Consider the following 22934-nt stretch of genomic DNA (forward strand, 5'->3'; position numbering starts at 1 on the left):
TTATACTATAATTATAACTTAATTAATAGGGGGTTGAATAAATGGGAGAAAAGATATTAACTATTGATTTGAAGAATAGAACTTTTAAGGATTCTATAATTTTAGATTTGAGCGATATAAAAGATAAAAAATTTTTAAGGTTAAATTTAGTGGTTGAAAAAAGTTTAAATAAAATAAAAAACTTTCTTAAAGATGGGGAATTGCAAAGTGCAAAACTTGAACTGGAAACAATAAAGCCTTATTTTAAGGAAAATAAGGATAGTGAATTCCTTCAAGAATATAATATGTACAATGAGGTTTGTTTAATTCTTATATGTGCTATAAAAGAATTATATGAAGATGAAGATGAATTAAATAAGTTTTTAAAGTTAAGTGAAATATTTCATCAGTTAATAATTTTTAAGGTTTCTAACGACATTTCATATTTTATAGAATTTTATGATGAACATTTAATTAAGTTAGAACAATATGTAATAAATTATGATTTATTAAAAGTTTTGAAAAATCTAAAGAAACAATTAGATAAGGGAGAAAAACTTTCTTATGTTATGGAGATAGTGGATAAACTTAGCGAAACATATATTTATAAAGATGAAGAAAAAAAAGAATTAGAAGGTTTACAACATATAATAAAAGAACTAAGGGAAGATAAAATAAAAACATACAATGATGGTACTAAGAATGATAAATTATGTATCGTAAAGTTTTTAATGCCTTATAGATATAGAAGAATGGTCAAAGATAGTAAATTCGATGAATATGTTAAGATATTAAATTGTACATATAGTGATTATGAAGAAATAGAAAACGATTTATACAATATGCATAAGCTATATATATTAAATAAAAGTAATACATATGAAGAATTTTATAAGACAATTATTAATTTTAAACACATAATAGATTTTAGGCTAAGTGAATATGCAAGTTATTATATTATAAGAAGATTATTTGAAAAAAATAAAAATTATTATAGTATAAAAGAATTAGAAGCTGATACATGTGAAATTATGAAGTTATTAAAAATTAAAAAAAATACTAATAGTATTCCTGTCTAGAAAAAGGAGGATAAAAAGTGGGTAGTTTATTTTATAAGTTATTTGGCAAGCCAAAAGATATTAGTTTTGAATTAGAAAATAAATTTAATATAGAAGGTACTAATATTGAAAAATTTCCTATAGATTTTAATTATGGAACATCTAATTTTAGAAAAATGTTAATTTATGATGAGTATAAAAAAATTGAAAAGCCATCAGAAAAAAATTTAATACAAATAGAAACGGTATACATATATGAAGGATATGAAGGAGTAGAAGCAGGAGTATTTTTTATTAATACTTCAAGTTTACCAATAGAATTTTATAAACTTCGTTTGGCGTTAATAGATAAGAATAAAAATATAATCTTTGAAAAAAATATCAACATAAATGGAGAATTTATAGTAAGTCCTAATGCTAGTATGTTCTATGAAATTAAATTTGAAGATATAATACTACCAGAAAATATAAATATTAAAGAATTAGAAATAGTATTACCAGATTTAAATGATTTAGCTATTTCATATACCACAGATATAGATATGGAGAATCTTTTAGATGAAAAAAGTTTATCAGAAGATACCAAAGAATTTTTAAGAGAAAGATTTTTTGAGATTTCATCTATCAGGAAAGGTGAATTTATTGTAGATCCTATTTATGCCATAGGAGATAAAGAAGGGATAAACTTAATTATTTTATTTAGAAATGCAAGTGATATTGATATACAATTAAATTCAATACCTATTGTTGTTTCTATGAAAGAAGGTTTACCTATATATATGGGTGAGGTTGATTTTAATGATAACAACCTTATAATAGAGGAAAGTGCAGGGAAATTATTAAATGTAAATATTCCTAAAGAAAATATGTTGATTGACCCATTAGAAAATTATGTTTATAAATTTACATTTAAGTAATGTAAAGGCTTATATATGTATTTTTTAGAAAAGCTTTTAATATTAACCTTAATATGATATAATGAGGTGGAATATTAAGAAAATATTGCAAAAGTGTACTAGCTCTTCTATTTAGATAATTTAGATAATAAAAAAGATCAACCTCTAGGGGGTTGGTCTTTTTTATTATGGAATAAAATAATTAAATAAGATATAATTAAAAATAACGATTTCTTTATTAAATTAACTTAAGGATGGGATTAATAATATGGAAGGTTTTTTAAATATATTGGGAAATTATAGTAATAGAGAACTTAAAAAGATATATCCAATAGTAGATAAAATAGAAAAATTGGATGAAGAGTTTTCTAAACTTTCTAATGAAGAATTAAAGAATAAAACTATTGAGTTTAAAGATAGATTAGAAAAAGGTGAAACTTTAGATGACATACTTATAGAAGCCTTTGCAACAGTTCGTGAGGCTGCATTTAGAGTGCTTGGAATGAAGCATTATAGAGTACAATTAATAGGGGGCATGGTACTTTATCAAGGAAGAATAGCAGAGATGAAAACGGGAGAAGGTAAAACATTAGTTGGTACCTTATCTGCTTATTTAAATGCTCTAACAGGTCAGGGTGTACATATTATAACTACAAATGATTATCTTGCAAAAAGAGATAGAGATGAAATGGGAAAAGTTCATGAATTTTTAGGATTAAGTGTAGGGGTTATTCTTCATGATATGCAACCAGATGAAAGAAGAGCACAATATGCTTGTGATATTACATATGGAACTAATAGTGAACTTGGATTTGATTACTTAAGAGATAACATGGCAACTAAAAAAGAAGATAGAGTTCAAAGAGAATTAAACTATTGTATAGTGGATGAAATTGACTCTATTTTAATAGATGAGGCTAGAACACCTCTTATTATTTCAGGAGAGGGAAAAAAGCCTACAAAATATTATATAGTGGTAGATAAGTTTGTAAGAGGATTAAAAGAAAAGGAAGATTATGAAGTTGATAGAAAAGGTAAGGCTGTTATATTAACGGCTTTAGGTATTGAGAAGTTAGAAAAATATTTTAATATAGAAAACTATGCTGATCCAGAAAATAGAGATCTTCAACACCATGTTTCACAAGCTTTAAGAGCTCATTATACAATGCATTTAAACAAAGATTATATTGTTAAAAAGGGTGAAGTGTTAATTGTTGATGAGTTTACAGGAAGAGTTATGGAAGGTAGAAGATTTAGTGAAGGGTTACATGAGGCATTAGAGGCTAAAGAGGGAGTTAGAATCCAAAAGGAATCTAAGACTCTTGCAACTATTACAATTCAAAACTATTTTAGAATGTATAACAGGTTATCTGGAATGTCTGGTACTGCTGTAACTGAAGAAACTGAGTTTCAAGAAATTTATGGATTAGATGTTATTACAATTCCAACAAATAAGCCTGTTCAAAGAATAGATCATAAAGATATTATATATAAGACTTTAAAGGATAAATATGATGCTATTATAGAAGATATTCTTATTTGTCATAAAAAAGGACAACCGGTATTAGTTGGTACTTCTAGCATTCAAAAATCAGAGGATATTTCTTATCTTTTAAAGAGAAGAGGAATTAAACATTATCTTTTAAATGCTAAGAATCATGAAAAGGAAGCTAAGATTGTTGAAAAAGCAGGAAGAAAAGATGCTATAACTATTGCAACTAACATGGCCGGACGTGGTACAGATATAAAAATAAATGATGAAGTTAGAGCATTAGGTGGTCTTAGAATAATAGGAACAGATAGACATGATGCAAGAAGAATAGATAATCAGTTAAAAGGAAGAGCAGGACGTCAAGGGGATGTAGGAAGTTCTCAATTTTATATTTCACTTCAAGATGAACTTTTTAAAGTATTTGAGGCAGATAGATTTAATTCATTGTTTGGTAAATTAGATTTACCTGAACATGAACCAATTACGGAAAAGTCTGTTTATAAGGCAGTTGAATTCGCTCAAAAGGCAATAGAAGGAAATAGTTTTGAAACTAGAAAGAATATTATTGGTTTTGATGATGTTATAAATAAACAAAGACTTGTAATCTACGATCAAAGAAATTTTGTTCTTGATAAGGGTGATATTACTGAAAACATTGATGATATGATTAAGTTTGTTTTAGAAGATATAGTAAAAAAACATTTAACAGATGCACTAAAGCAAGATGCCATTGATGATGCAGATGATTTTGATGATAATTTAAGAAAACTTGTACTGTTCTTAAACGATTTCGGTATTGTAGATGAAGAGATAATTAACTTTGAAAATTTGGAGAATAAGTCCATAGATATAATACAAAGAATAGTTAATAGAGCTGTTAAACATATTTATGAAGGCGTTATGGAAAGTTTTGATACAGAAGAGGAGTTTAAGGATAAGCAAAGAGAGATTCTTCTTAAAAATGTGGATCAAAAGTGGATTGACCATTTAGATAATATGGAACATTTAAAGGATGGAATAAAGTTAAGATCTTATAGACAATTAGATCCAGTTAGAGAATTCCAAATCGAAAGTAGTGCAGCTTTTAATGAAATGGTACTATCTATTAAATATGATACTGTAAAAGATCTTTTAAAAATAAAATAGTTTTAGATAGGAAAGAGAGGAAACTATTATGGTTATATTGGTAACAGGAGCTCATGGACAATTAGGACATGAAGTTTTAACTCAACTAAAAGGAACAGAACATGAGGTTTTTCACTTTAGTAAAGATGGATTAGATATAAGTAATTTAAGTGATGTTATTTCTGTATTTAATGGAACAAAACCTGATGTTGTTATTAATTGTGCAGCATATACTAATGTAGATGGTTGTGAAAGTAATAAGGATGAAGCGTTTAAGGTTAATGCATTAGGAGCTAAAAATTTAGCCATGATTTGTGAACAGGTTGGTGCTAAACTTATACATATATCCACAGATTATGTGTATAATAGTGAACATACTGAGCCAATTAGGGAATATGAACTTACTGAACCTGAAAGCGTTTATGGAAAAACCAAACTTATGGGTGATGAATATGTTAGAGATTTCTGTTCTAAATATTTTATTATAAGAACTTCTTGGCTTTATGGAATGAAGGGTAAAAACTTTGTGTATACAATTCTTAAAAATGCTAAGGAAAAGGGAAAATTAAAAGTAGTTAATGATCAAATAGGAAGTCCAACTAATTGTAAAGATCTAGTTTCTCATGTTCTAAAACTTATGAGTACTGAAGAATATGGAATATATCACTGTACGGCTAAAGGGGAATGTTCTTGGTATGATTTTGCATGTAAGATTGTAGAATTATCAGGTATACCTTGTGAAGTTTCATCTTGTGCTACAGGAGAATTTAAAACTGTTGCAAAGAGACCAGCCTATTCTTATTTAGACAATATGATGCTAAGATGTACTATTGGAGATAATATGCGTCCTTGGGAAGAAGCTTTAGAAGAGTTTATAAAAATTCTTAAGGAAAAACACGAAATTTAATTAAGTTTAGTAATATGTATAATAATAAATAAAAATAATATTTATGAGAAAGGGTACGATTTATGAATTATAAAGATAAATATGATTTATGGATTAATTCTAGTTTTATAGATGAAGATACCAAAGGTGAACTTAAAAATATTAAGGAAGAAAAAGAGATTGAAGATAGATTTTATAAGGATTTAGAATTTGGTACTGGTGGACTTAGGGGAGTTATTGGTGCTGGAAGTAATAGACTTAATGTTTATACAGTAGGTAAGGCTACGGAAGGTTTTGGAAGATACTTAAAGGATAAGTTTGAAAACCCTAGTGTAGCCATAGCACATGATTCTAGAAATATGTCTAAGGAATTTGCAGAGTATGCTGGAAGAGTTCTAGCTGCAAATGGTGTTAAAGTATATTTATTTGAAACATTAACGCCAACTCCTATTTTATCTTATGGTGTAAGAGAATTAAAATGCTCTGGTGGTATTGTAATTACAGCTTCTCATAATCCTAAAGAATATAATGGATATAAAGTATACGGAGCAGATGGTGGTCAGGTTACTGATATTCCAGCAAAAGAAATTATAGGCTTTGTAAATGGTGTTAATTCCTTTGAAGATGTTAATGTTATCTCAAAAGAAGAGGCTCTTGAAAATGGAATGTTAAATTATGTTGGAGAAGATGTATATTCTACTTATGTTGAAAAGGTAAAAGATCTAACTATAAGAAAAGAATTAGTACAGGAGCATGCTAAGGATTTAAATATTATTTATACGCCAATTCATGGTACAGGAAATATTCCTGTTAGAAGAGTTTTAAAGGAACTTGGATATGAAAATGTAAGAGTTGTAAAGGAACAAGAACTTCCTAATGGAAACTTTCCAACAGCGCCTTATCCAAATCCAGAAGATAAGCAAGTTTTCACTATTGCTTTAGATATGGCAAAAACTGAAGCTGCTGATATTATTCTAGGAACTGATCCTGATTGTGATAGAATTGGAGTAGTTGTTAAGGATAATACTGGGGAATATAGAGTATTAAATGGTAACCAAGTTGGAGTTTTACTTTCTCATTATATGATCTCTTCATTAAAATATGAAAATAGACTACCTAATGGAGCAACAATTGTTAATACTATAGTATCTACAAATATGGTAAACCCTATTTGCAGAGAGTATGGTGTAGAGGTTAGAGAAGTTTTAACTGGTTTTAAATATATAGGAGAACTTATTGGTAAATTTGAAAAAGAAACTCCTAGAAAGAATTCCTTCTTATTTGGGTATGAGGAAAGTTACGGATATTTAGCAGGAGATTTTGTAAGAGATAAGGATGCAGTTATTGCGGCAACTTTAATTTGTGAAATGACACTTTATTATAAGTCTCTTGGAAAAACATTATATGAAGCATTAATAGATTTGTATGATAAATATGGTTATTATAAAGAAAAATTAATTTCTATAACTTTAAAAGGTAAAGAAGGACAAGAAAAGATTGCAAGTATTATAGAAGCTTTAAGAAATGGAACTTTTAAAAACTTTGGAGAGTTTAAAGTTGCATATAAAGAAGACTATAAGTTAAGCTACAAAGAAAATGTTAATACAGGAGATAAAGAAGAGATAACTCTTCCAAAATCTAATGTTATTAAGTTTATTTTTGATGATGAGGCTTATTTTGTGGTACGTCCTTCAGGAACGGAACCAAAAATAAAAATTTATTTAGGTGTTATAGGAAATTCAATAAGTGATGCTGAAAATAAAATTATAAATTTAGAGAATGAAGTAAATAATCTTTTAAAAACTATATAGTAAAATAGTAAAAAACCTGGCATTATATTTAGTAATGTCAGGTTTTTTTATCCATAAATTATGTTTTTAAACATAAATAAAAAATATATAAATAGAAAAATAATACTTTAAAATTTTTAAAAATTAATGTATAATGGAAAATAATAATTAAAAAGATTCTGATAATTGAAATAAATATAAAAAATAAGTCAAAATTTATATTGTACTAAAAAAATTATTTGTGTAAAAAATTTTCAAAATGTTATTTCTATGAAAGTTTATATAGAAATTTTATTAATATTTAATTTAGGGGGAATGCTTTGTGATAAGTAAAAAACTCACAAGTATTATTTTATCAGCTACAATATTTTTAGGGTTAAGTGGTAATTGTACCCTAGTACATGGTGTTGAAAGTGCAGAATTAAAAGGTGCATTACCAACTATTGAAAAACAACAATACAGTAAAAAGAAGTTTACTGCTAAACCTTTAATTATCTTAATGGATTTTCCGGATTATAAACATGAAGATTTGGATAAAAAAGAGACTTGGAGAATAAACAACTTTAAAGGTAGTGAGTGTACGCCAGAGTTTTATAAAAAACTATTTTTCGGAAAAGATTATTATAAGACATCAGATGGACAAAAACATATAACAGTTAATAAGTTTTTACAAGAAGAATCTGGAGGAACTTACGGATTTGAGGGAAAAGTTGTAGGATGGTATATGGCAGATCATGAAGCTAAGTATTATGGATCAAATGAAGGTGGAAGTGACCAAGAAAGAGCTAGAAAACTTGTTAAAGAAGCTATTGAGAAGGCTTCAAAGGATATTGATTTGTCAGAATTTGATGTAGAAGATAAGTGGGATTTAGATGGAGATGGAAATTATGATGAACCAGATGGAATCCTAGATACAGTAGTAGTAATTCACCCAGGTTTAGGAGAAGAATGGGGTGGAGGTTCATTAGGTGAAAATGCTATATGGCCTTACAGATGGGGCTTCAATATATTTGGACAAGAAATGGATAAGTTAAATAACGAGGAAAAAGAAGCTTTAGTAAAGAAGAATCCTATTGTTACAGATAAAAATGGGAAAAAATTTAGAGCTGAAGATTTTACAGTGTTTGAACAAGATTTACCAGTAGATTTATTTGCCCATGAATATGGACATGTCTTAGGACTTCCAGATTTATACGCATTCCATGGACAAGATGTACCAGTTGAAAATTGGTCTATAATGGGTGGAAGCTATACAGGAGATCCTAGAGGATCACAACCAGTAAGTTATGGTGCTTATTGTAGGGAATATTTACAAAAGGATTTTGAAAAAAGAGGTAGAAAAGCAAATTGGCAAAATTCTAAGGAATTAAATTTATCTGATATAGATGAAAAAGGTATGGATATCGTATTAGACCAAGCAAGTTTAAAAGGAAAAAATAATGATGCTATAAGAATTAACTTGCCAAAGAGAAAAGGAAATAGAATAGTAATTCCAAGCGAAGGAAAGACTTGTTACTTTAGTGGTAAGGGTAACCATATAGAAAATTATATGACTACTAAAGAAAGTCTTGATTTAACAGGCAAAGATTCTGCAGAGTTAAGCTTTAAAACTTGGTATAAAATAGATCCAGGTTTTGATTTTGCATCAGTTCAAGTTAGAGAAAAAGGAAAGAAAGAATGGACATGCGTTAAAGGTAATATTACTACTGATAAAGTTGATAAGTGGATTGTAGATAATGATGCGGAGAGTATTAAAAAGAGAAACCCAGGTCATGGAATTACCGATTCTTCAAAGGGCAAATGGGTAGATGCAAAATTCGATTTAAGTGCTTTCAAAGGTAAGAAAATAGATTTAAGATTTAGATTTAGAACTGATGGAAATACTCCAGAAGAGGGAATATATATTGATGATATAAAGGTTACAGCAGATAATAAGGCACTTTTAAATGATAATGCAGAAGGAGATACAAAATTTAACTTTGATGGATTTGTTAAAAGTGATGGTGTAGAAATTTACGATCATTACTATTTAGTTGAGTGGAGAAATAGTGGTGCGGATACTCTATCAGATAAGGGATTAAAAACTATTAATATTGGTAGAAAAGGTCTTGAATATGATCCAGGTTTAATAATTTGGCATATAGATGAAAAATATAATGGTTTCAAACCAGACCAACAAGCCGGCGATCATCCAGGAAGAATGTTTGCAGGTGTTGTAGATGCTGATCAAAATCCTGTAACATATAGATATGAAAAGAGCGGAAGAAATGGTGCAGATAATATGAATTATCAAATGCATGATGCTGCATTTAGTTTAAGACCAGGTTCAAAAATAAACATTACAGGAAAGAGTAAGGATGATGTATATCATATTGAGGATAATCATAATTTTATGAATCCTGTATTTAGCGATTCACAAGATTATTCAGCTAAATATAAAAAAGTTTGTGGATTAGATTTAGCTAAGTATGGTTTAAATGTTTTTGTAACAGATGAAAGTAAAGATAGAAGTACCGCAAAGATTCATATTGCTAAATATAATAATGGTTCTAATTGCACAAATCAAGATGCTTCTTTAATAAAATCTATTGAAGAGGATAATGGTAAACTATTTATTCAAACAGATAATAAATATGGTGATAAAGTTTATGCAGAATTTAGAGGAAAAGACAATAAGGTAAAACAATTAGTTCTTGATTATAAGGATGGCAAATATGTATCCGATGCAGCATTTTTAAAAGAAAATCTAGATTTTAAGTTAAGTCATGTTATATTTATTGATAATGAGGGAAATGCAAAGTGTGTTTATAATAAAGGTGTTCATAAAATTTTCGGTGCTAATTTAAATATAGAGCAACCTAATAAGGTAATAATTGAAAATGGTGAAGATGAATTTAAACAAGGAACTACTCCAAAGGTAACTGTTAAATTCAGAGATGCAAGTAATAAATCAAAAAGAGTTAGATTATTAATAGGTGTTTATAATGATAAAAATAGAATTGTTGGAAGTTCAGAAGTAAGTGGTAATTTAGATTCAGAAGGAAGAGTAACTTTAAAAGCGGGAGTAAGATTACCAAAAGAAGATAATTTAAAACTTAAAGTGTTTGTATGTGATTCTAATACTTTTGAACATTTAACTCCAATAAAAGTTGTTAATGTAAAATAATTAATAAATACCTATAAAAATAATTTAAAATATAGTAAAATGGATTAATTAAAAGCCTCTAGGAGAGTTAAATATAACCACTAGAGGTTTTAAATTTTAAAATATTTGTACTATAATATAATAATATAAAAGAAAAGTTGTAAATGAAGTAGGAAAATACTAAAATTAATACATGATATAAGTTGTTTAGGAGGAAAAAATGACAAAAAATTATGATGAAGATTTAAGTTTAAAAAAGCTTAAAGAATTAGATGAAAATATACCACTAGATTCTGAATATAAGAAAGTTTGTGTGTTTGGACAGGGATTTGTTGGGTTACCATTAAGTTTGAGTTTTGCACTTAGAGGGTGTTCAGTTATAGGGGTTGATGTAGATACAAGTTTAATTAATGATATAAATAGTGGATTGACTCATCATACAGAGAAATTTCATGGTATAGGCATAAAAGACATTTTAAATATGGAACTTAAAGACAATAAGTACATAGGAACTATAGATGGTGAAGAAGCTGTTAAAAAGTGTAATAATATTATAGTAACTGTTGGGATTCCAATTAAAAATGGTGAGTATATAATGAATTATTTAGAAGGAGCAGCAGTTACTATAGGTAAGAATATTAAAAAAGGTGATTTGGTTGTAATTAGAAGCACAGTGATTCCAGGAACAACAGAAGAATTTATTCTGCCTATTTTAGAAAAAGAGTCTAATATGAAAGCTGGAGAAGATTTTTATTTAGCTTATGCATCAGAAAGAATAGCAGAAGGTGTGGCATTTGATGAATTTGCTAATATGCCAACAATAGTTGGTGCTATAAATGAAGAAAGTTTAAAAAGAGCTATAAAATTATTATCTATAGTTTGCAAAGCTGAGGTAATTCCAGCTACAAATATAAAAGCAGTAGAAACATCAAAGGTTTTTGAAAATGTTCAAAGGGATGTAAATATTGCTATGTGTCAAGAGTTTGCAAGATTTACAGAAGGATTAGGAATTGATATATCAGAAGTTGTTAAACTTGCTAATACTCATAAAAGAGTAAATCTTTTAGTGCCAGGACCAGGGGTAGGAGGATATTGCATTCCAAATGCATATCACTATATAGCTCCAAGGGCAGAAAAAATGGGAGTTTCTATGGATTTGTTGAAATTATCAAGAGAAAAAAATGCAAAGCTTCCTGAATTCATAGTTGATAAAACAGAAGAAATGTTGAATAAAAATAATAAGGCTTTAAAAGATTCAAAAATAGCTGTTTTAGGTCTTGCGATGAAAGATTATTCTAATGATGATAGAATAAGTCCTCCAATTGATATATGTAAAATATTAATTGAAAGAGGTGCAAATGTTAAGGCATTTGATCCTGTTGTTCCTACAATATATGATTTTAAGGTTAAGACAGAAGAAGAAGCGTTAAAGAATGCAGATGCAATATTAATATTAACAAAACAATATGAAATAATAATGGATGATTGTGAGTATTTTAAAACTCTTGTGAATGAGGATACTGTTATTATAGATACCAAATCAGTAGTTGATGAAAATCAATGTAATAAAAATGGAATGCATATTTGGAAAATATAGGTTTATACAAAATTTTAAAGTTGTTTTTGAAATTAGGAAGTCTTTAAAAGACTTCTTTTTCTATATAAGAATTTAAAAAGTTTATTAATTTTTGGAGGGGTACATGAAAAATAAAAAAATAAAAGAATTAATGTATTTTATACCAGCTCTTATTTTTATGATTATGATTTTTTGTTTTTCTCAACAACCTGGAGATGTTTCTACACAAAATAATCAATTTATAGTGGAGATTATGAATAAAGTTATACCTTCTTTCGTAACTTTTGTTGGATACGATATGCTTAATTTTCTAGTTAGAAAGGCTGCACATGTTACTGAATTTATGATTTTATTTTTTCTATTTTTTTATGGAATAAATAATTATTATAAGGTTAGAACTAAACAAGTTTTATTAAAATATTGGGTAATGTCATCAATAAGCACATTTTTATATGCATGTACTGATGAAATACATCAAATTTTTATTATGGGAAGATCGGGACAATTTAAGGATGTTATGATTGATTCTATTGGAATAGTTATAGGAAGTATAATTTTATTTATTATAGGTATGATTAAAATGAAATTAAAGAGTAGACAGGCATATAAAGAATAAGATATTTAATAATAAATAGAAAAAATTCAAAAAACAAATATCTCACTAAATTAATAGTGAGATGAAAAGAAAATCATTATGTTTGTTAGGTTTATAGGAATCTTTGAAATCAACGTATTATACTCAAATTTGTATATGTTTTTTCTATGTCTTTATATTAAAACAAAATTACTTTTAGTTCAATAAAAATTAAAAAACACTATAGTAAAAGTTTTATTAATAGGGAAATCAAATAGTAGAATAATGATTTTTTTAGTTATTTGTGCAATAATTATTTAAAGGACTAATGGAGAGGTGATTTGATGAAAATATTACATACCTCTGATTGGCATCTTGGTAAGTACTTAGAGAATGCCAGCAGATTAGAGGAACAAGAGAAATTTTTAGAAGATTTTAAAATTGTTTTAGATGAAGAAAATATAGATTTAGTTATTATAGCAGGAGATATTTATGATAATAGTAATCCTCCGGCTAAAGCAGAAAGATTATTTTATAAAACTTTAAAAGATATAACTAAAAATGGACAAAGAATGGTCTTAATTATTTCAGGAAATCATGATAATCCAGAAAGATTAGTTGCAGCAAATCCTTTGGCATATGAAGAGGGAGTTATTATGCTGGCTACTCCTAAGAGTATTGCAGAAGTAGGAAAATGTGGACAACATAATATTATAGATGCGGGAGAAGGGTATATAGAAATAGAAATAAAGGGTGAAAAGGCTGTTGTCTTAACCATTCCGTATCCTAGCGAAAAAAGATTAAATGAAGTTATATATGAAGGGTTAAATGATGAAGATAGAGCAAAATCTTATGTAGAGAAAATGAAAATGCTATTTTCAGGATTAGAGGATAAATACAGAAGGGATACTATAAATATTTTTGTATCTCATCTTTTTGTAATAGGTGGACAAGAATCTGATTCGGAAAGAGGAATTCAATTGGGTGGAAGTTTAGCAGTACCCCCTGTTATTTTCCCACGTAAAGCGCAATATGTAGCACTAGGACATTTGCATAAACCACAAGTGGTTAATTGTGAGGGAGATACTATAATTAGATATTCTGGTTCTCCATTACCCTACAGTAAAAGTGAAATTGGATATTCTAAAGGTGCATATATTTTAGATATTCATGCTGGAGATATTCCAGATATAAAGCAAATTTACTTTAAAAATTATAAACCTATAGAAGTTTGGAAATGTAATGGAGTAGATGAAGCTATTAAGAAGTGTGAAGAGAATAAAGACCGAGAGGTATGGGTTTATCTAGAGATTAAGACGGATAAATATATTACTGAAGAAGAAATAAAAACCATGAAAGAAATAAAAAAAGATATTCTAGAATTTAGACCTATTATTATAAATGAAGAAAATTCTGAGGATGAATTTGAAAGCTATATTGAAAAAAGCTTTAAAGATCTTTTCGAGGATTTTTATAAGAAAGAAAGAGGAGTGGAAGCTTCTGAAGAAGTTGTAGATTTATTCTTGAAAATAGCTTTAGGAGAGGATGAGGAGTAGTAATGAAACCAATTACATTAAAGATTAAAGGGTTAAACAGTTTTATAGAGGAACAAACTATTGATTTTGAAAAACTTACGTCTAAAGGCCTTTTTGGAATTTTTGGACCTACTGGTTCAGGGAAGTCTACTATTTTAGATGCTATAACTTTAGCGCTTTATGGGGAAATATCAAGAAAAAGTAGCAATTGTATAAATACTTCTTGTGATGAATTATTGGTTAGTTATGAATTCCAAATTTTAAATAATGGTATACGAAAAAACTATGTAGTAGAGAGAAATATAAAACGAGATAAGAATGAAACTATTAAAACAAGGTATTGTAGAATTATAGAGAAATCAGCTTATAGTGAAGAGAGAGTCATAGGGGAAGGACCTAGAGAGGTTAAAAAATGTTGTGAAGACATAATAGGACTAAGTTGCGAAGATTTTACTCGTTCTGTTGTTTTACCACAAGGAAAGTTTAGTGAATTTTTAAAGCTTAAAGGTAGCGATAGAAGAGATATGCTAGAAAGAATATTCGGTCTACAGAAATATGGAAAAAACATAGTGGGAAAAGTAAGAAGTGCTAAGCATAAAGTTTTAGATGAACAAAATATTTTAATTGGAAAGCTTTCTAAATACAAAGATTTAACGGAAGAAGCCTATAAGGATAACAAGGAAAGACTTATACAAGTTGAAAGTCAAGAAAAAGAATTAAAATTAAAAGAAGAACAAATTAGTAATAGATGTGAAGAATTAAAAAATCTAAGAGAGCTTACTGTAGAGTTTAATAGATATAAAAAAGAAGAACAGGAACTTAATATAAATAAGAAAGAAATAGAAGAAGATAGGATAAGACTAGAGAGAGGAAAGGCTAGTTTTACTATAAAACCTTTTATAGTTCAATATAATGAAAATATTAATAAATACAAATTAAATGAAGAGGAACTTTTAAAATATGAGACAGTTCTAGATGGAAAGGAAAGAGAACTAGATTGTATTACTTCAAATTATAAAATTGTTGAAAGAGATAAAAATGAAAAGTTACCTAATTTATATAGAGAACAAAAAAATGCAGAGAGAGCTATTGAGCTTAACAAGCAATGTAAAGAATTGAAGAATGAAAAGGAAGATTTATTATCTCTTTATAGGAAACTAAATAAGGAGAAAAATGAAAAAGAAGAGCAATTAAAGTTAGTTGAAATTAACATTTTTGATGCAGAAGAAAGTGAAGGAGAGTTAAATAAAAAGATAGATAGGCTTCAGTTTTCAAATGAATATAAAGAACTTTTAGATAAGACAGTTTTAATTAAAAGAGATTATGTAAAAGAGTTAGAAGAACTAAGAGAAAAGGAGTCTAAAATAAAGGAAAAAGAAGAGCATATTGATGTTCTTGGTAGAACACAAGACAATATTTTAGTTACTAAAGAACAAAAAGAAAAAGAATTAAATGTTTTACAAGAAAAGTTAAATAATTTATCAAATAATTTCCCAGGACATAATAATTTGTTATTTAAACTTAAAGATGAAATTAATGTGTTAGAGGAAAAAGTAAGAAATAAAGAGAATTTAGAGATAAAATTAAAAGAAGAACAGGATAAACTAAGAAATATAGAAGAAAAAGTTAAAAATAGTGAAAGTGATCATAAATCTTTAGAGGAAGTATTATGCAAAAAAAGTGATCAATGTGAAAGATTGAAGGATGAAATTCAAGGGCTAACTACAGAAAATATGGCATATATAATTGCCACTAAACTTGTAGAAGGAGAACCTTGCCCGGTATGTGGGTCTAATCATCATGAAATAAAAGCAGAAAAAGTAGATTTAGATATTTTAAAAGAAAGAGAAAATACTTTAATTATTTTACAAAAAGAAATTGAAGAGGAAAAGAAAAAATTTAATGAACGTAATACGGAATTTCAGGTTTTAAAAAAACAAAAAGAAATATTAAAAGAGAACATAGATAATATTTTAAATGCTTTTAATAAGGAAGATTTAAATAAGGATTTAAATAAGGAATTAGCAATAAAGAAAGAGCAGTTTATAAAAAGTGAAAATGATATAGAGCAAAGTGAAAAGGAAAAGAATTTTTTAGAAGAACAGATAAAACAATGTATTAATGCTAAACAGGAAATGGAAAAAGAAGATAGTAGATTATGTGAAAATATAAGAATAGAAAGTAAGACAATCTTTGATTTAAAATCAGAGGTTAAATTTTTACAAGAGAAGGTTAAGAAAGCATCAGAAAGTCTTGAATTATGTATTAAAGAATTAGAATTAGAAGATCTTGATTTTTTAGAAAATAAAGTATTGGAAATTAAAAATATAGAAAGACAACTTACATTGTGTAGGGAAAAATTAAAGAAAATTTCCGAAGATAAAAAGATGTTTATTAAAAATAAAGATGAATTAGTCTCTATTATAAATAAATATTCTTCTGAAATCGAAAGTTTAGTAAAGGTAGGAAAAGAAAAATCTAATAATATAGACAAGATAACTAGAGAAATTATTGAAATAACTGATGGTGAGGAACCAGTAAAAGTTTTAGAAGCAATAAATAGAAAAATAGAAAACATAGAAATTAAGTATAAAGAATTAAAAATAAAATTTGAGAATACAGAAAATGAAGTTAAAATTTTAAAAGAAAATGTGTTAAGAAGAACTCAAGAAAAGATAACATTAAAAGAACTTTGCAATAAAACTAAGAAAGAAATAGAAGATAGAATAATCGCATATAAATTTTTATCTATTGATGAGTGTTTAGAATTATACTTGGATGAAAAACAAATATTGCATTTAGAAGAAAAAATACGAGGTTATGAAGATAGGGTAAAAGAAACGGAAAACAATATTAAGAGAGTTTCAGAGAAGTTAAATAAAAATTTTATAGATGAAGAAATGTTGGTCGAAGTTCTAAAGAAAAAAGAGGAAATAGGTAGATTGCATATAGAAAAGATAAGAGAAAAGGCCTCCTTAGAGCAATCTATTAATGATATGGGTAAGGATTTAGAAGAATTTAAGAATTTAAAGAAAGAGGAAAATAAAATTAATCATACTCTAAGTTTAATTAATGATTTAGATAAGCTACTTCAAGGAAATAAGTTTGTAGAATTTGCATCTTTGGATAAACTTAAATATATCTCCATGGAGGCTTCAAAAAGATTGAGGGATATTACGGCAAATAGATATTCATTAGAAATTGATGGACAAGGGAACTTTACCATAAGAGATGATACTAGTGGAGGTGCTATAAGAGATTGTAGTACTTTATCTGGAGGAGAAACATTTTTGACCTCATTAGCATTAGCATTATCACTATCTTCACAGATTCAGTTGAAAGGTAGTGCACCATTAGAATTCTTTTTCTTAGATGAAGGCTTCGGAACATTGGATCCTAGAATATTAGATGATGTTATGAATTCATTGGAAAAACTTCATAGTGATAGAATGGCAGTTGGTATTATAAGTCATGTTGAAGAATTGAAAAATAGAGTTCCTATGAAACTTATTGTTACACCTAGACAAGCAGGAGAAGGTGGAACAAAAGTTAGTATCGAGATTAACTAAAAGTTAATTAAAAATTAATGAAATGCACATAATATTACAGTTGACTAAGAAATCTGAGGAGAATATACTTAATAAGTATGTATTATAGTTAGACATCTAAATAATTACGGAAAGGAAGTGGCGTATGGAACGTTCAGAACAATTACGAAATGAAAGTATTGGAAAATTACTTGTTAAGTTTTCTCTTCCAGCTATTATGGGAATGATAGTTAATGCATTATATAATGTAGTAGATAGAATGTTTATAGGAAATTTTGTAGGCACTAAAGCTTTATCAGGACTTACATCTACCTTTCCAATTACATGTATAATTATGGCCTTTGGTATGCTTGTAGGAATTGGGTCAGCTGCATGTATTTCTATAAAACTTGGACAAGATAAAAAGAATGAGGCAGAAAAAATATTAGGAAATGCGTTCATTCTTGTTATTATAAATTCCTTGGTTTTAACTGTACTAGGGTTAATATTTAAAGAAAAACTTCTTTTAGCCTTTGGATCTAGTAAAGAAACTCTAGTATATGCTACAGATTATACTACTATAATAATATTAGGTATAATATTACAAAATACAGGATTTGCCTTAAATAATATAATAAGGGCAGAGGGAAATCCTAAGATTGCAATGTTTACCATGCTTATTGGAGGAGTTTTAAATATAGTCTTAGATTATGTATTTATGAGTATTTTTAATTTAGGAATTAAGGGAGCGGCTTATGCAACTATAATTTCTCAAGCTGTCAATTCAATTTGGGTTTTAAGATACTTCTTAGGTAATGATGCAATGCTAAAGTTAAAAAAAGAAAACTTTAAATTAGATAGTGTATTAGTAAAGAGTATTTTTGCAATTGGAATGTCACCCTTTGCTATGCAAATAGCTTCTAGTTTAGTTACGATAATACAAAATAGAGCATTAAATTCTTACGGAGGATATTTAGCAGTTGGAGTTATAGGGGCTATAAATAGTGTAACTATGATGGTATTTATGCCTATATTCGGAATAAATCAAGGGGCACAGCCAATTATAGGATATAATTATGGTGCTAAACAATATAAAAGAGTAAAGAAAACATTGAAGTTAGCTATAGCTGGAGCTACAACATTATGTATAATTGGATTTCTTGTGATTCAATTGTTACCTAAGTATATGATGATACCTTTTGGAAGTGATCCTGAGTTTTTGAAACTAGGAGAACATGCTATTAGAATATATTGTTTAATGATTCCTATTATAGGATTTCAAATAGTTTCATCGAATTTCTTTCAAGCTATTGGTAAAGCTACTAAGTCTATGATATTATCCTTATCAAGACAGGTTATTATTTTAATACCATTAATACTTATGTTACCAAAGTTCTTTAAATTAGATGGAGTATGGATTGCAGCACCAGTTTCAGATTTCTTAGCCTCATTGATAGCTGCAGTGGTATTAATAAGACAAATTGGCAAATTAAATAAGGAAGAGAAAGAGTTTTTAATGGAAAAGGCTGAATAAAATCATATATGAAAAATAAAAGGTTGTATAAAACATTTTTAAATATTTTATACAACCTTTTGAGTTTTAACATATTTTTTCTTACTTAAATAGTTTAAAAGATATAATTATATAAACAAAAAATACTATAACGGAAAGAAATGTTGGGGTATATGCTAGTAATTTGCTTTTTTTAGGATTTAATGAAGCAAATTCATCTACATTTTCATCTTCATCTAGGTTAATAGTGTGTTCTTTAAAGGAACACTTTTCTTCATATCTATTTATTTTTTTCAAATGTCTTAATACAATATATATAACAAATGCACATAGTATAGATAATATACCATATATAATTAATACAGATATATATGAATGTTGAATAGACGCTAAATTTTTCATAGCGGAATCAGTAGCTTGTTTGGTTACAGAATTATTAGAATTCATGAGAAACAAGAAAGATAGTGCACTGAAACTATTAAATAAAAAGTGTATTAGCATAGAAGAAAAAAGTGAATTAGTATAAATAACCAAGTAAGAGAAAACTACTCCTAACATAAAAGCATATAAAAATTGGGTTGGATTTAAATGAAGAATTCCAAATAAAAATCCATTCATAATAGCTGCTACATGTATGTTAATATTTTTATACCCATCTAAAATAATTCCTCGCATTAAAAATTCTTCTCCAATAGCAGGCATAATTGCTAGAGTGAAGAAAAATAACAATTTAGAACCTGAAAAAATAGAGTTCATTGCTGAAGGGATATTATTTGGAAACCATATAGATGTTAATAAATTACAAAAACCAGTTATAGGATACATTAATAAAAGAAGTAGTAAACAAAAGCCTATATTTTTAAAACTTAGCTTGTTCAATTTCAATGTTTCCTTAAAAGGTTGTTTATTTATAAGCAGATATATAATGCCTGGCAAATAAATAAAAATTATACTAAATAATACCATTAACCAATTTTGATTTAAATGAAGAACGTTTTTAAAAATTGGTATAACTAAAAATGGTGCTATAAGTTGTATAAGCATTAATACAAGAAATAGCATATTTGCTTTAAAAACACGTTTCACTACGGACACCTCCCTAAAAGTTAAAATTATTATATCATAAAATAGAAAAGTTTAGAATTTTATAGTTTCTCCTATTTCTATGATTTTAATATCACCACGGTTTATAGAATTTAATATTTGTATAGTTTCTTCATCTTCATCTTGAGCTAAAATATATGTTTTATAATGGATAGGAATCATTAATTTACTATTCATCATTTTAAACATTTCATATGATTGAACAGGATTGCAGTGCATATGCTCAAATTCTTTTGGTTTATAACATCCAACAGGCATTAATGCAATATCACTTTTAATATTTTTAAAGTTTTCTGTTAAAGCTGTATCACCAGCAAAAAATACAGACTTATTTTTATCTTTTATTAAATATGAATTAGATAAACTATACCTTCCTAAAGCATATCGTTTACCATCATGATTAGCTTTATATGCTTCAATAGTTAATTCCTCATCAGTGAATTTTTCATTTTCATTAATTGAAAAAATACTTTTAAAGCCAATTAGTTGTAATAATTTTTTATATTGTTTTGGACAAATTATTTTAACTGATTTATCTATTTTTTTTAGGGTAGATATATCTAGGTGATCCATGTGACCATGAGAAATTAAGATATAATCAATTTTCATTTTTGAAAGATTTATAGATGGATTTACCAGTCTTTTCATCTGTCCTAGGTATAGGCTAGTTACAGGATCTGTTACTATAATTTTATTATTTATATTTATTATGGTAGTAGCATGACCTACCCAATGAATAGAATTTTTACAGACTTCTTGAGTATGTGGTATACTTCGTGGTTTTAAATATATTTTAAAATTTCTTCTGTGTAAATGATACATATATTGACAAATTTTAATCAACTTAGGTGTTTTCATGATAGTCATGCTCCTTTGTAATAAAATATAATGCCATAGTATTATTTGTTTGTTTTAAATTTAGAATGTATTTTTTTCTTAAAGTCATCTTTAAAGCTTTTTAAATTACCTGATGTATATTTAGGGAATGCATTTAAATATCTAGAATATCTTTTCTGAAGCTTTTTATAAATATATTCGTATCTTAGCTTAAACTCCTCCCAAATTTTTTGTTCCTCCAAATGAGTTGATTCCAATTTTTCTCTTATGTCTAGCTTAGTTTTGAATTCTTCGTGCAAAGTTTTAAATTCATCTAATAAGTAATTAAATTTAGTTATAGATATTAAAGTTAATATAAAATCTAATAACATTGATACCAATATTATAGATAATATGATTTTCCCATAGAAAGTATTAGTAATATAGGAATACTTATTAAAAATAGGATTAATTATTTTAATTAAAATTACGGAAATACCACCCCATAGTAATGAAAATGATAGACAAATTCTACCATGAAGATTCAAAGGTTCTTTACTGTAATCCCACCAAGTTGTATTAAAACTTTTTTCTAACATATATCCTGTGATGTATTCAAGTACAGTAGTTATAATAACTCCTATAATGAAGAGTAAGAATAAGTTATTTTCAAATGGAGTTAGAAAATATATAAGACTTACGGCACCAAATCCATACATTGAACAAAATGGACCAAATAAAAATCCTCTATTTATAAATTTCTTTTCCTTAAAAGTGGCATAAATGGTTTCTAACCACCATCCTAAATGGGCATAAATTATATAGTAATAGGCAAAAAGGTAAAAATCTTTTAAAAAATTACTTAAATTCATAGCTACCTCCAACATGATATAGTATAAAAACTAATGCCTAAAATTTATTATAAGTATAACACAAGAATGTTACTAAAAAGATATAAAAATAGGCATATTATCCATAATTATTTACAATTATAAAAAAAATAATCTACATAGCACACTTTTTTAATTAAAGAATATATTGATATTAGATAGAAATTAAATAAGATTTCTATTAAGCAAAAGATTAGAAAAGAATAAATGGAGGGATTTTTATGTACGATTTTTCAAAATGTTTCTGTGGATGCGAGTATACTTGTAAATGGGTTACATGTGTCTTTAATAATAGATGTGTTAAAGGCAAATTTATAGAAATGTGTGGAGAGTTTTTAGTTCTAAGAGACAAATGTGGAAAATGTTACTACGTAAATCCAGATAAAATACTTTATATGGTAGCCGATTGTCCAAAGCCATCTTGTAATCCTTGTTGTTAATTTGTAGTAAAGGTGTTAATTAGGGTACCTTAATAGTACCCTGATTAATCTAAATGTAAAATATGTTGATTTTCTCCATAAATTTTGAAAGTCAAATTCCCTCAATTTGAACTTATGAGAATTATAGAAACTTACGTTAAAAACTTTAATAGGAGGAGTAATTTTATGAGTTATGATTTTAGTCAATGTTTTTGTGGGTGTGAATACGAATGTAAGATGGTAACAGTAGTCTTTCAAAACAAATGTGTAAAAGGACAATTTATTAAAATGTGTGGATCCTTTTTAGTTCTTAGGGATAAATGTGGAAAATGCTATTATATAAATCCTGACGAAGTATTGTATATGTGTGCAGATTGTCCAAAATCAAGTGATTCATGTTGTGGAGGATCATGTGATTGTGGAGGATGTTGTGGAGAAGACTAGCCCCAAAACACAACACTATTAGAGTTAGTCGAAATAGAGAAGATACTCAATATTTTGGGTATCTTCTTTTTTTTTTATGTGCGCCCAGCATGGGCGCAATCTATAGGGTGAAAGTCCCGAGCGCCGAAGGTGATATAGGCGTTAGCCAATGACAAGGGTGTCCAT

The 22934-nt window shown here is 27.4% G+C and carries 15 protein-coding genes and 1 pseudogene; 13 read left to right on the forward strand and 3 right to left on the reverse strand.

Annotation, left to right across the window (positions count from 1 at the left end; genetic code table 11):
• The first annotated feature begins 41 nt into the window (after positions 1 to 41).
• The 11 genes and pseudogenes from QOZ93_RS12570 (at position 42) to QOZ93_RS12620 (ending at position 19117) form a co-directional block, all read left to right on the forward strand.
• Complete coding sequence (locus QOZ93_RS12570; RefSeq protein WP_307356925.1) at positions 42 to 1058, forward strand: hypothetical protein; 1017 nt, start codon at positions 42 to 44, stop codon at positions 1056 to 1058.
• 17 nt (positions 1059 to 1075) lie between these two features.
• Positions 1076 to 1954 carry an SLAP domain-containing protein gene (locus QOZ93_RS12575; RefSeq protein WP_307356926.1) on the forward strand — a complete coding sequence of 293 codons (879 nt, stop codon included), beginning with the start codon at positions 1076 to 1078 and terminating at the stop codon, positions 1952 to 1954.
• A 247-nt stretch (positions 1955 to 2201) separates the two neighbouring features.
• A pseudogene (secA, locus tag QOZ93_RS12580) lies at positions 2202 to 4568 on the forward strand (preprotein translocase subunit SecA); the annotation flags it as partial.
• A gap of 31 nt (positions 4569 to 4599) precedes the next feature.
• Positions 4600 to 5457 (forward strand): dTDP-4-dehydrorhamnose reductase, encoded by an 858-nt coding sequence (rfbD, locus tag QOZ93_RS12585; protein ID WP_307356930.1) that lies wholly within the window; start codon positions 4600 to 4602, stop codon positions 5455 to 5457.
• Positions 5458 to 5519: 62 nt separating this feature from the next.
• On the forward strand, positions 5520 to 7247 hold the full coding sequence (locus tag QOZ93_RS12590) for a phospho-sugar mutase (RefSeq protein WP_307356932.1): 1728 nt from the start codon (positions 5520 to 5522) through the stop codon (positions 7245 to 7247).
• A 301-nt stretch (positions 7248 to 7548) separates the two neighbouring features.
• Positions 7549 to 10392, forward strand: a complete 2844-nt coding sequence (locus QOZ93_RS12595; protein WP_307356933.1) for an immune inhibitor A domain-containing protein — start codon at positions 7549 to 7551, stop codon at positions 10390 to 10392.
• 199 nt (positions 10393 to 10591) lie between these two features.
• Complete coding sequence (locus QOZ93_RS12600) at positions 10592 to 11968, forward strand: nucleotide sugar dehydrogenase (RefSeq protein ID WP_307356935.1); 1377 nt, start codon at positions 10592 to 10594, stop codon at positions 11966 to 11968.
• 103 nt (positions 11969 to 12071) lie between these two features.
• On the forward strand, positions 12072 to 12563 hold the full coding sequence (locus tag QOZ93_RS12605; protein WP_307356937.1) for a VanZ family protein: 492 nt from the start codon (positions 12072 to 12074) through the stop codon (positions 12561 to 12563).
• A 302-nt stretch (positions 12564 to 12865) separates the two neighbouring features.
• Positions 12866 to 14077 (forward strand): exonuclease SbcCD subunit D, encoded by a 1212-nt coding sequence (locus tag QOZ93_RS12610; protein WP_307356940.1) that lies wholly within the window; start codon positions 12866 to 12868, stop codon positions 14075 to 14077.
• A 2-nt stretch (positions 14078 to 14079) separates the two neighbouring features.
• The gene (locus QOZ93_RS12615; protein ID WP_307356942.1) at positions 14080 to 17625 is read left to right on the forward strand and encodes an AAA family ATPase; all 3546 of its coding nucleotides are present in this window, start codon (positions 14080 to 14082) and stop codon (positions 17623 to 17625) included.
• 124 nt (positions 17626 to 17749) lie between these two features.
• Entirely contained in the window at positions 17750 to 19117 is a 1368-nt protein-coding gene (locus QOZ93_RS12620; RefSeq protein ID WP_307356944.1) for an MATE family efflux transporter, read from the forward strand.
• 81 nt (positions 19118 to 19198) lie between these two features.
• Here QOZ93_RS12620 and QOZ93_RS12625 read toward each other — a convergent pair whose 3' ends face one another.
• From QOZ93_RS12625 to QOZ93_RS12635, 3 genes are read right to left on the reverse strand one after another with little or no spacing between them, the layout of a single operon-like run.
• Complete coding sequence (locus tag QOZ93_RS12625) at positions 19199 to 20182, reverse strand: CPBP family intramembrane glutamic endopeptidase (RefSeq protein WP_307356946.1); 984 nt, start codon at positions 20180 to 20182, stop codon at positions 19199 to 19201.
• A gap of 51 nt (positions 20183 to 20233) precedes the next feature.
• Positions 20234 to 21058: an MBL fold metallo-hydrolase gene (locus tag QOZ93_RS12630; RefSeq protein ID WP_307356948.1), complete on the reverse strand. Its 825-nt coding sequence runs from the start codon at positions 21056 to 21058 to the stop codon at positions 20234 to 20236.
• Between the two features lie 41 nt (positions 21059 to 21099).
• The gene (locus QOZ93_RS12635; RefSeq protein ID WP_307356950.1) at positions 21100 to 21888 is read right to left on the reverse strand and encodes a putative ABC transporter permease; all 789 of its coding nucleotides are present in this window, start codon (positions 21886 to 21888) and stop codon (positions 21100 to 21102) included.
• A gap of 239 nt (positions 21889 to 22127) precedes the next feature.
• Between QOZ93_RS12635 and QOZ93_RS12640 the strand changes: the two genes are divergently transcribed.
• Positions 22128 to 22346: a hypothetical protein gene (locus tag QOZ93_RS12640; protein ID WP_307356951.1), complete on the forward strand. Its 219-nt coding sequence runs from the start codon at positions 22128 to 22130 to the stop codon at positions 22344 to 22346.
• 165 nt (positions 22347 to 22511) lie between these two features.
• Positions 22512 to 22769: a hypothetical protein gene (locus tag QOZ93_RS12645; protein WP_307356953.1), complete on the forward strand. Its 258-nt coding sequence runs from the start codon at positions 22512 to 22514 to the stop codon at positions 22767 to 22769.
• The last annotated feature ends 165 nt before the right edge of the window (positions 22770 to 22934 follow it).

Origin of the sequence: Hathewaya limosa, assembly GCF_030815255.1 — a bacterium.
GTDB lineage: Bacteria > Bacillota > Clostridia > Clostridiales > Clostridiaceae > Hathewaya > Hathewaya limosa.